Genomic DNA, 12309 nt, shown 5'->3' on the forward strand with positions numbered 1-12309 from the left:
TTAAAAATGAAACAATTGATTTATTTTCTAAGTGTTATGGTTTAATCTGATTGTTTATTTAGTTTCACTTATTGATGTTCCTCCACAAGGATTTGCTTCAAAAGCAGTTAATTTGATATTAAATTTATCGAAATACGCTTTTGATGCTGCTTCTGTAAAATCCTTAACTGCATCTTCGTGTATAATGTTAATTGTACAACCACCAAAACCACCACCCATCATACGAGATCCTATAATGGCATCATAATCTTTTGAAAAATCTACTAAAAAGTCTAATTCTTCACAACTAACTTCATATAACTCAGAAAGTCCTTTATGAGTAGCGTACATATTTGCACCCATAACATCAAGCTTATTATTTTTCAGTGCTTCAACAGTATCTAATACACGAACTTTTTCATCTACAACATACGAACATCTGTTATAAGTTACATCATCTAGAACTCCTTTAAACTCAGCCAACATTTCTGGTGAAACATCTCTTAATGATTTTACTTCTGGGTATTTTTTTGCTATTACTTCTACACCAGCTTCACACATAGCTCTACGTTTGTTATATTCTCCGTCAGCTAAATTATGTGATACATTGGTATTTAATAATAATATTTTATATGGTTTAATTGCAATTGGCACGTATTCATATTCTAAAGATTGACAATCTAGTAGAATAACATGTCCGTCCTTACTCATTACAGATGCAAATTGATCCATTATACCACATTTTGTTCCAACGTAGTTATGCTCAGCCATTTGACCAATTTTAACCATTTGTAACCTTGTCAATCCTAAATCGAATAATTCATTTAATCCAAAAGCCAAGCCACATTCTAAAGCGGCTGAAGAGCTAATTCCAGAACCTACAGGAATATTACTATCTAATGAACAATCAAAACCTTCCAATTTATCAGTAAGTTCTTGTATTCCTGCAATAACACCTAAAATATAGTTTGCCCATTGCTGATCACTTGGTTTAACATCATTTAAACTAAATGAAAAACTTGTGTTGAAATTTACGCTATGAACGTTACACTCGTCAGTACTTCCGTTCTTTTTAAAACTAAATTTTATTATTTTGTCAATTGCTGTTGGAAGTACAAATCCGTTATTGTAATCTGTATGCTCCCCAATTATATTAATTCTTCCTGGAGAATCAACTACTAAATCATATTCTGTAGCCATAATTCTTTATATTTATTTGGTTAATTTGGTTGTTTTTTATCTATAATGCTCTTAATTTATCAGCTGCAAACTCTGCAGTGATATCGCGTTGTGGCATTGCGAACATTTCATAACCTACCATAAATTTCTTAATAGTAGCTGATCTTAATAATGGTGGATAAAAACTCATATGCCAGTGCCATTCTTTATAATCACCTCCATCTGTTGGCGCTTGGTGAATACCTGCAGAATATGGGAATGAAGTATCAAATAATCTATCAAATTTTTGAGTTAATGTTTTCAATGCTTCAGCATAATCTGCTTTTTCACTATCCGTTAACTCTTTAATAGTAGTCATTTGTCTTTTTGGAACAATCATAGCTTCATATGGCCATTTTGCCCAGAAAGGAACCAGGGTAACAAAACTATCATTTTGAGAAATTATTCTAGTCCCTTCTTCTATTTCTTGTTCAATATAAGCTTGCAATAAACTTTTACCATTTTTCTCAAAGTATTCTTTTTGAGAATCTGTTTTTAGTTGAATTTCAGACGGAATTGAGTGTTGTGCCCAAATTTGCCCGTGTGGATGAGGATTACTACAACCCATAATTGCACCCTTATTTTCAAAAATTTGGATATAATTTATTTCAGGTAAGCTTCCCAGTTCAGTATATTCTTTTTGCCAAGTTTCAACAACATCAATTAACGCTGGAATTTCCATATCTGGAATTGTTAATGAATGATTTGGTGAAAAACAAATTACTTTACATATTCCATTTTCTCCTTCAGCTTTCATTAAGCCTTCATTGTAATTAAAATTTGGAGTATCTTTTAGTAAAGCTCCAAAATCATTAGCAAATACATAAGTACTTGGGTAATCAGGATTTTTTTCGCCACTAATTCTATCATTAGTTGGGCATAAATAACATTTTGGATCGTACGCTATTTCTTCCTTTTTAACACTATCTTCTGTTTTTCCCTGCCAAGGTCTTTTATTTCTGTGTGGCGAAACAAGTACCCATTCTTTTGTAAGAATATTATATCTTCTGTGTGGATGATCTTCCAAAAATGAACTCATTGTAAGTTAGGTTTAATTTTATTTAATAATTTGGTTTAAAATGTCATTTAAAAAATAGTCTTAAAATATAAACTCTCCTATTCTGCATCTTACCTTCTTAAAGTTCAAAGACTTATTAATAAACGTCAAATTTACATTTATTTTTTTTATTTTAAAAATTTAATACTAAAAAGTATTATACTAAACTTCAAAATTATAGCCTTTAGCAAGAAAAACATCAAACTTTTTCTTATTAAACATATATAAAAAAGCCCCTTTCTTTGAACCACTCTTATCTTTTTCTGTTGTTTTTGTTAAAATATCAAAGGAGAGTATCTTTTTTCTAAAATTTCTATCATCTAATTTCCGTTGATAAACGCATTCATAAAGTGTTTGTAATTGAGGTATTGTAAATTTTTCGGGCAATAATTCAAATCCAATAGGCTGCCTAGCTGCTTTTGCTCTTAATCTTTTAAAAGCATCATCAACCATTTCTCTATGATCAAGAATTAAATCGGGAATATCATCAAAATCGAACCAATGTGCGTCATATTTTTCTACACTTTTTAATTCAAAATCACTAATTCTAATTAAACTAAAAAAAGCGACAGAAATTACTCTTTCTCCCGGATCTCTATCTACTTTACTATAAGTTTGCAATTCTTGAAGGTAAATATTTTCAAGCCCAGATAATTCTAACAAAATTTGCTTAGCTGCATTATTCAAACTTAAGTCATTTTTTATAAAAGCACCAACTAAAGACCATTCACCTTTTAAAGGTTCTACCTTACGTTTAAACAAAAGCAATTTTAATTTCTCCGAGTCAAACCCAAAAATAATACAATCAACTGCCACTAAAATTTTTTCTTGCCCCTGATACATTAGTGATGTATTTAACAAACTCATAAATTTATTTTTTTGGGAAACAGTTACCTTTAAAATAACTGTTAATTTTACAATTAATAATAATGAGTAGCTAACTTACTAAATTTTTAGCTATAATCTTAGAAATTAATTAAAGAAAAGGAAACTTTAAAAAGCAAAAAAGCCTCTCAAAATTGAGAAGCTTTTTTTGTGCGGGCGGAGAGACTCGAACTCTCACACCTTGCGGCACTAGATCCTAAGTCTAGCGTGTCTACCAATTCCACCACGCCCGCTTTAATTATTGTGGATGCAAATATACACAATAGTTTAATATTGCAAAGTAGTTATTGAAAAATTTTTTTACAGAAAAAACCCAATAAAATTATGTATTTTTGAATAAAACAAATCCTAAATTTTAATGGAAAATATTAAAGCATACGTTAATCAACATAAAGATAGATTTATTCAAGAATTAATTGAATTATTAAAAATTCCTTCAATAAGCGCAGATGGTGCATATAGCCAAGATGTTTTGGATACTGCAGAAGCAATAAAAAATTCCTTACAAAAAGCTGGATGTACTTCTGTAGAAATATGTGAAACACCTGGATACCCAATTGTATACGGTGAAAGAATAATTGACCCCAATTTACCTACAGTTTTAGTTTATGGGCATTATGATGTTCAACCTGCAGATCCAATTGATTTGTGGACGTCTCCACCTTTTGAGCCAGTGATTAAAGAAACAGATAAACATCCAGACGGAGCAATTTTTGCTCGTGGAGCTTGCGATGATAAGGGCCAAATGTATATGCATGTGAAAGCTTTGGAATATATGGTAAGTAATGAAAATCTTCCATGTAATGTAAAATTTATGATAGAAGGTGAAGAAGAAATAGGTTCAAGTAGTTTAGCTTGGTTTGTTGAACGCAATCAAGAAAAATTAAGTAATGATGTTATCTTAATTTCTGATACTGGAATGATTTCGAACACACAACCATCAATTACTACTGGTTTACGTGGGTTAAGTTATGTTGAAGTGGAAGTTACTGGGCCAAATAGAGATTTACACTCTGGATTGTACGGCGGTGCGGTTGCTAATCCAATAAATATTCTTTCAAAAATGATTGCTTCATTACACGATGAAAACAATCACATAACTATTCCTGGTTTTTATGATAAAGTTGAAGAGCTCTCTCTAGATGAAAGAGCCGAAATGGCAAAAGCACCATTTTCTTTAGAAGCTTATAAAAATGCATTAGATATTGATGACGTTTATGGTGAAAAAGGTTACACAACAAACGAGCGAAATTCAATTAGACCAACCTTAGATGTGAATGGAATTTGGGGAGGTTACACCGGTGAAGGTGCAAAAACAGTAATTGCCAGTAAAGCTTATGCGAAAATTTCAATGAGATTGGTTCCAAACCAGGTTTCTAAAGAAATTACAGAATTATTTCAAAAACATTTTGAAAGTATTGCGCCAAAATCAGTAAAAGTAAAAGTTACTCCTCATCATGGAGGCGAAGGCTATGTTACTCCAATTGACAATATTGGTTACAAAGCTGCAAACAAAGCTTATACTGAAACATTTGGAATTCCTGCAATTCCGCAACGTTCAGGAGGAAGTATTCCTATTGTTGCTTTATTTGAAAAAGAACTTAAAAGCAAAACAATTTTAATGGGCTTCGGTTTAGATAGCGACGCAATTCATTCACCAAATGAACATTTTGGAATATTCAATTATTTAAAAGGTATAGAAACTATTCCTTTATTTTACAAATATTTTGTTGAACTTTCTAAACAAGGTAATTCATAAATAAAAAAGAGGATAAAATTAATTTTATCCTCTTTTTTATTTTAACTCAGCTATTGTTTTTTCTTAGCTAGCAAAATATGATCACATACCAACACTAATTCATTGCGTTGATTAAAAATTTCAACGTGCTCATTAATTTGCCCTAATTCTGGACGTTTAGATTCTTTTTTCTCACTAATTGTTATTACAACTCTAATTGTATCACCTATATAAACAGGTTTTACAAATCTTAATCGGTCATAACCTTTAGAAAATGCTTCAGGATTAATTTCTGTTGCAGTCATTCCAATTCCAACTGCAAATGTTAATGTTCCGTGTGCAATTCGTTGCTTAAATGGTTGTGTTGCACACCATTCAGCATCCATATGGTGTGGAAAATAATCTCCTGTATGACCTGCATGTACAACAAAATCAGTTTCAGTAATTGTTCTTCCTAAGGTTTCTCTTTTACTTCCTAATTCGTAGTCTTCGTAAAATCTAGATATTATATGCATTTATTCTTGTTTTTTTTAAGTTTTGGTTTTAGACTACAAAAATAATTTTTTAAGATAAGAATCTGAACTAGTTTTGATTAAATATTTCATTTGAAAATTTATAATTTTTATAATGATGAAATAAACTCCTCTAGATTCACTTCGCTGGTAATTTCCAATTTTTTTCTTAATCTGTACCTAATTGTATGCACTGATTCTACAGAAATACCTAATAAATTTGCCATTTTTTTGCTTGAAATATTCAACTTAATTAAAGCACATATTTTTTGATCTCTTTGACTTAAATTTGGGTAATCAGTTGTAAGCTTCTTATAAAATTTATTATTTACTGAGGTAAATCGGAGTTTAAACTCTTGCCAACTTTTTACATTACTAATTGTAATTGAATTTGTAAGTTGTTTTATTTCTCTAATACTAATGTCGTCCTGCCCTGTTTTTAATTTACTTTTCAACTGCCTTAAGAATTCATCTTTTTCAGCTAATTGCAAAGCAAAGCTTGCTAATTCTTTATTACGAAGTTCTAAAGCTTCTTTTGCCTTTTTAATTTCTTTTTTTCTATTTTTTCTAATTATTTGTTTCTCGGTCTTATGCTGAACTTTAACCGACCACAAGTAAACAAGACCAATTATTAATATTGAAATTACAATTATTAACAAAATTACTCTGTGCAATAAAAGAATTTCATCATCTTGTTTTAATTTTTTAATTTCTTGTTCCTTAAATACTTCTTCTTGAGTTTGCCTTACTGTTCTAAAAGAATCTTTAATTTCTAATAAAGGTCTATTATTCTCACTTCTACTATCAAAAAAAAGCGCATCTAATTCTTTTGCTGTTTCAGTATTCTTATAAGCTTCATAAAAATTATTTTCCCTAATGCTAATTTTTGCTAATTTCTCATAAATTAAAGGGGTAAAATCTATGTGCGCATTGTATTTTCTTGAAGTTTCTAATGCCTTTTCATAATAAAACCTACAATGAGATAAATCATTATCTTTTGCATAAACATCACCTAACAATGTATTTACCAATACACAATAAGAAGGGTCTTTATCTTTAAACCAGGGAATTGCATCCAACAATAAGTCTTCTGCTTGTTTTAATTTATGTTCTTCAGATAATAAAATGGCTTCTTCAACTTGTATTTGCTTTCTATGAATTATACTAGCATCGTTGTAATAAAACAGGCAACTATCTAAACACTTTTCAGCTAATTCAAATTCTTTTAACTCTCTATATGTTTTAAGTTTTTCATAATAATTTTCCACCAAAACTTCAGAAGTTTCAATACCTTTTTTAATAAGATTTTTTCTAATTGCAATTGAATTATTAAGATAATCAATGGCGATATCTTTTCTTCTATAAAATGCATATAACCTACCTATGCGTACAAATAAGAGCGCTTTTAACTCTTCATTCTTAGCTTCATCGGCCAACAGCAATGCTTTCCAATAATAATCATATGCTTTGTTGTAATTAGCTCCGTGACTGAAGTTATTAGCTATTTCAATTAATAATTTCACAGAACTTATAGTATCACCTTTTTCTATATATTTTTCAAATTCTGTTTTAAGAAATTTAACGGAGTTTTCTATATTTTTAAAACGTACTTCAGTTGCTACTTTTATAATGTTTTTTATAGTGTTATCATTTGATTCATTTTGAGCATAAAACTTAGTTGAATTTAGAGCTAAACAAATTACAACCACAAATAAGTATTGAATCGTTTTAATATGAAAAAATTTGTTTATTATCACCTTATGAATCGTAAAATATAATTGATCTATTATTTTAATATAGTCTCTAAAATAAAACTTTTTACATTAATCGCAATTGAATATGTTTAATGTCATAAACTATCTTCAAATAATTACTTATTGATTAAAAAAACATCGTGAATATCATTATTATTCACAATAATTATTTGACGCTCATTTTCCCCTTTAATTTCAACCATATTTCTAACATCTTTATCTGCAAAAAATCCTGATTTTAAATGTGAGACACTTTTAAAAGAACCCGTACTATCTCCCTTCATAAAAACTCCAATTCCACTGTCTGCTCTTGTAGTTTCTACTTCAGATTGGTAATTATTTCCTGCCAATAACAAGTCCTTAAATCCATCACCATCATAATCGTTAAAAAGAATACTGTTAATTGGTGATTTTTGAGCGTCCATTTCAAATGGTTCAAAATTAAATTTATTTGAACCCTCATTTATAAAAATACCAGATCTAAATTCAACAACTTCATAATGCAAAGCTGATTTAATTCCGCTCCCTATAATGCCTTCTAAATCTCTATTCGCAAAATTTTCGTACGATTTTATTTTATTTTTTAAATGAGGCATTTGTTGTGCTGTACATCCTTTTCCCCTAACAGGAACTTGTTTATTATTATAATATTTCGCCAAGAATATATCTTCAACTCCATCAAAATTAAAATCACTTGTATACACATGAAATGGTTTATCCTTAGAAGCGTGAAATTTATAATTCAATCCTAAATTTCCAGCCACAATATCCTTATCTCCATCATTATCAACATCTTCAATTAATAATTTATTCCACCATCCCTTTGCTGCATTTAATGATTCGTAATAATTACTTTTTTCCAATTTGCCTTCAACATTCAAAAAAACTTCAATTCCCATCCATTCGCCACAAACAATTAAATCGTCAGTTTTATCATTGTTAATATCAAACCAAACGGCATCTGTAACCATCCCTATTTTCTCTAATTCAGGAGCAACACTCTTAGTTTCAATTGTAAATTTACCTGCATTATTATTTAAAATATAACTAATTGGCGCGTGCGGATATTTATTTGGAATTACTCTACCTCCAACAAATAAATCTAAATCTCCATCATTATCATAATCTGACGGAACAACAACGGACCCAGCCACCAACATTTCGGGTAAACTTTTTAGTGCTAGTTTAAATCCTCCTTTTCCGTTATTTAAATACAACCTATCTTGCAACATACGTGGGTTTCTGTAAAATTCATAACTACCACTTACCACATATAAATCTTGATCTCCATCATTGTCAGCATCAAAAAAGCAAGCCCCAATATCTTCTTTTTGCTTATCCTTTAAAAAATCTGAAACTATTTTTAATTTAAATTCACCTCCATTAGTACCAATCAACAACTGACCTTCTTCACTATGTGCTCCTCCAATAAAAACGTCTTCAATTCCATCATTATTAACATCAGCTTTTGCTAGCGCAGGCCCTAATTGAGATAATTTATGAGGTAACAATACTTGGTAGGCATAGTCATTAAAATAAGGATCGATATGCTTATATTTTGACTCTTTCTTTTCAAAAAACAATTTTTCATCTTTTTTATCTATACTTTTTGAAACTACTGTTGAATTTTTATAATCAACTAAAACTTCATTGTTCAAAGAAATATTTGAAAGCAATTCTTTATGTCCGTCTTGCCAAATAATCTCTACATTTTTAATTGTATCATTTTTTGACAAACCGAAATGTAATTTATTCGACATTGAAGAAAGAAAACCTCGTGTATTAAAAAGCTGACGAATCATTTGAGATCCATTTTTTAAGTGCACTTTTACAATTGTACCAATACCATTTTTGTTTTTTTCCGGCCCTTTAAATGCTATTTTCAAAAAATTTCCATTATCCAACTCTATAGCATTGTTTTTTAAAACAGATGCTTTATCGTTAATATTATTGACCACAATATCTAAATCACCGTCATTATCTAAATCAGCGTATGCGGCTCCATTGGAAAATGTAGGTTTAGAGTTTATCCATTTTTCGGATGTGTCTTCAAAAGTTAAATCTCCTTTGTTTTTATAGAAATAATTTGTTAATTTTTGCTGTGGAAGCATTTTAGCATACTTTAAAAAATCTTCATCGGTAGGTTTTCTATTGTTCTTTCTAAGCAACCCAACTATTTCGTTATTTTTATCTCTATCAATTACATCTCTAAAAACCCCATTAGTTACAAACATGTCGTTTAAACCATCCAAATCAAAATCAGCAGATAGAATAGCCCAACTCCAATCCGTATTCCCCATTCCAGCCATTTTTGAAATTTCACTAAAAGTTCCATTTCCATTATTTAACTGCAACATATTATGCATATATTGATAATGATATCCCTTCTTTACCATATCTTCAAACTGAGGAATAGAAGTCATTCCCATTGTGGTTTTTGATCGGATATAGTCTTCCGGATTCATATCTAAGGTCATTAAATCAATAAATCCATCATTATTAATATCGGCGGCATCACCTCCCATACTATTGAAAGACATATGCTTAAATAATTCTTCGGCACTTTCTTTAAAAGTTCCGTCTCCATTATTTATATAAGCATAATCTGGAATATTAAAATCATTATTTACATAAATATCTAACCAACCATCGTTATTTAAATCGCACACTTCTGGATTTAAACCGAAACCTGTTTCAGGTAAAAAACCAGCTGTAATTGAAACATCGGTAAAATGGCCAGTTCCATCATTATTATATAATTTATCACTTCCCTTTAGCTTAATTGTATTCGGATCCTTTTGTAGCTTTTTTAAATCAATTGCATTTGTTTGATTGCGACTTACAATATCGGCCGCATTTGAAATAAAAACATCTAAATCATTATCGTTATCATAATCAAAAAATATTGCTTGAATTGCTCTGTTTGAATCAGCTAAACCAAGTTCTTCTGCCTTCTCAGTAAAAGTAAGATCGCCATTGTTTATATATAATAAATTATTAAATCTTTTATCTGTATCAATCCATCCTCCTCGTGAAAGATAAATATCTAATAATCCATCATTATTAACATCAACAAAAGTAACACCTGTATCAAATCCAGGTTTATTTAATATTCCTGAGCTAATAGTTATATCCTTGAATTTAAAATTACCTTCATTTAAATACAATTTATTTTGCCCAGAATTTGAAGTAAAAAACAAATCGATTAAACCATCATTATTAATATCTCCAGTTGCAACACCAGCTCCAATATACATATAGTTATATTGAAAATAATTTGCTTCAAGTGTTTCTTCTAACTCATTTACAAAATTAACACCTGAATCCTTCGAGTCTAAACTTGTAAACAACTTCAATTCTATTTCATTTGGTTCGGTTTTAACCTCTACTTTTTTTGATTCTTCACAAGAATATACTCCAAATATTATTGCAATAAAAAATATTAAGTTGCTTGCTCTTTTGAATAATTTGATGATTCTCATTTTAAAAAATTATTTGGTTATAACTTATTCTGGAAAAGTATCTATTCACAATGACCAACAATATACGTAATTGAAAATTTAAATTAAAAAAAAGCGGAAAGATTTATATAAATCTTTCCGCTTTTAAACTCAACTTAACTTAATTATTAATTTGCCAAATTTGGATTATTATTTATCGCCTCTGCAGGAACAGGTGAGAAATAGTTATCAGTTCCTAGACTTCCAATAATAGGATTATGTTCAGGTATTGGACCAACTGGATCTCTGTTTCCGAGTGCTTCTTGAACGCGTTCCATTCGAACTAGATCAAACCATCTGACATATTCACCTGCAAACTCCCATTTCCGTTCTTCAAAAGCCAATTCTGCTAAATCACCCGAAGTTACATCTACACTTGGATCTGGAGTTGCATAAGGTAAACCTGCTGCACGACGACGAATCATATTTAAAGATTCCCAAGCATCTGCATTTACATTTCCTGAACGAGCTGAAGCCTCCGCATATATTAACAATATTTCTGCATAACGCATAAAGAAATCGTTTCTAGCAGTAATAAATGATCCTGCGGGTAAATCGGTATTCGCTATTTTCTTAAATACTGGACTTTTCTGATCGTTAGCCCCAGAAAAGTTTTGCCAGTCTAAATCTGTTCTATAAGTTGCTTCTTTTCTAGGCCCTTCAGGCATATCTTCATAGAATTTTATTTCAGCAAAAGTTTCGCTCCAACCACCTTCACTACCTGGTAAACCTAAAATACCATATTTCCAGTTTGCAGTTACAAAATCACCACAAGTATTACAACCAACAATTGCAAATAATGATTCATCATTAAATTTATTTGCTAATGTCCACAAGTCATCTAAGTCATCTACAAGACTGAAATTGTGTGTACTAGCATTATCCATTACTGTTTTAGCACTTGAGGCTGCCATAGCATATTTAGAGTTGTCCTTTACGGGGAAACCTGCCCAATCCATATATAAACGTGCTAATATTGCTCGTGCAGATCCTTTATTTGGTCTTGGAGCTCCACGCTCAACACCAGGATAAACTTCTGGCAATCTCATTTCTGCCTCCATTAAATCTGCTTCAATTTGCTCATATACTTCTAATTGAGAAGACCTAGAAATATTAGGATCTGGTATTACAGATAATGGCAAAGCTATTCTTCCATGAACTCGTGCCAATTGATAAAACATAATACCTCTTATAAAATGAGTTTCACCGATATATTGATTCAATAAATTTTGATCTACATCCAATTCTAATAATCCATTAGCTCTATCTAACACTGAATTTGCAGTATTAATTACGTCATAAATAGCATTCCAATTTGACAATAATCTACCATTAGATGATTGTACATTACGCTGATCAAATTCTCTAAAATCTGCCTTATTTCCTGCAGACCAAGTAGTAATGTCATCACCCGCCCAAGCAGGAGCATAAAATGTTGTCCATCTAGAAGCATTTACAATTTTACCATAAAGACCTGTTACAGCTTTATCCATATCGTCAAAATTCCCAAAAACTTCAGGTGGTAAATTAAATTCAAGCGGATCTGGTTCAAGATCAGCACAACTATTAAAGGTTACTCCAATAACAGTTACTAAGACAACCATTGTAGCTATATAGCGTCTTTTAAATAAATTATATATATTTTTTGTTTTCATCATAATTTCTG

General features: G+C 30.4%; 8 protein-coding genes and 1 tRNA gene. 1 reads left to right on the forward strand and 8 read right to left on the reverse strand.

Going from position 1 to position 12309, the window contains the following annotated elements:
- Positions 1-54 precede the first annotated feature (54 nt).
- The 4 genes from galK to Q0776_RS11445 form a co-directional block, all read right to left on the reverse strand.
- Entirely contained in the window at positions 55-1179 is a 1125-nt protein-coding gene (galK, locus tag Q0776_RS11430; RefSeq protein ID WP_298368266.1) for a galactokinase, read from the reverse strand.
- Between the two features lie 40 nt (positions 1180-1219).
- Positions 1220-2236 carry a UDP-glucose--hexose-1-phosphate uridylyltransferase gene (locus Q0776_RS11435; RefSeq protein ID WP_298368267.1) on the reverse strand — a complete coding sequence of 339 codons (1017 nt, stop codon included), beginning with the start codon at positions 2234-2236 and terminating at the stop codon, positions 1220-1222.
- 180 nt (positions 2237-2416) lie between these two features.
- Entirely contained in the window at positions 2417-3121 is a 705-nt protein-coding gene (locus Q0776_RS11440; RefSeq protein WP_298368269.1) for an NUDIX domain-containing protein, read from the reverse strand.
- 169 nt (positions 3122-3290) lie between these two features.
- Positions 3291-3372: transfer RNA gene (locus tag Q0776_RS11445), tRNA-Leu, on the reverse strand.
- Positions 3373-3497: 125 nt separating this feature from the next.
- Here Q0776_RS11445 and Q0776_RS11450 point away from each other — a divergent pair.
- Positions 3498-4898 (forward strand): dipeptidase, encoded by a 1401-nt coding sequence (locus Q0776_RS11450; protein WP_298368271.1) that lies wholly within the window; start codon positions 3498-3500, stop codon positions 4896-4898.
- Between the two features lie 50 nt (positions 4899-4948).
- On the opposite strand, the gene Q0776_RS11455 is transcribed toward Q0776_RS11450, so the two are convergent.
- From Q0776_RS11455 to Q0776_RS11470, 4 genes are all read right to left on the reverse strand, one after another.
- On the reverse strand, positions 4949-5392 hold the full coding sequence (locus tag Q0776_RS11455) for a MaoC/PaaZ C-terminal domain-containing protein (RefSeq protein ID WP_298368274.1): 444 nt from the start codon (positions 5390-5392) through the stop codon (positions 4949-4951).
- A gap of 107 nt (positions 5393-5499) precedes the next feature.
- Positions 5500-7098, reverse strand: a complete 1599-nt coding sequence (locus Q0776_RS11460) for a hypothetical protein (protein WP_298368277.1) — start codon at positions 7096-7098, stop codon at positions 5500-5502.
- A 161-nt stretch (positions 7099-7259) separates the two neighbouring features.
- On the reverse strand, positions 7260-10625 hold the full coding sequence (locus tag Q0776_RS11465; RefSeq protein ID WP_298368278.1) for a VCBS repeat-containing protein: 3366 nt from the start codon (positions 10623-10625) through the stop codon (positions 7260-7262).
- A gap of 146 nt (positions 10626-10771) precedes the next feature.
- Positions 10772-12301: a RagB/SusD family nutrient uptake outer membrane protein gene (locus Q0776_RS11470; RefSeq protein WP_298368280.1), complete on the reverse strand. Its 1530-nt coding sequence runs from the start codon at positions 12299-12301 to the stop codon at positions 10772-10774.
- Between the last annotated feature and the right edge of the window lie 8 nt (positions 12302-12309).

It is taken from the genome of uncultured Lutibacter sp. (assembly GCF_947495725.1).
Taxonomy (GTDB): Bacteria; Bacteroidota; Bacteroidia; order Flavobacteriales; family Flavobacteriaceae; genus Lutibacter.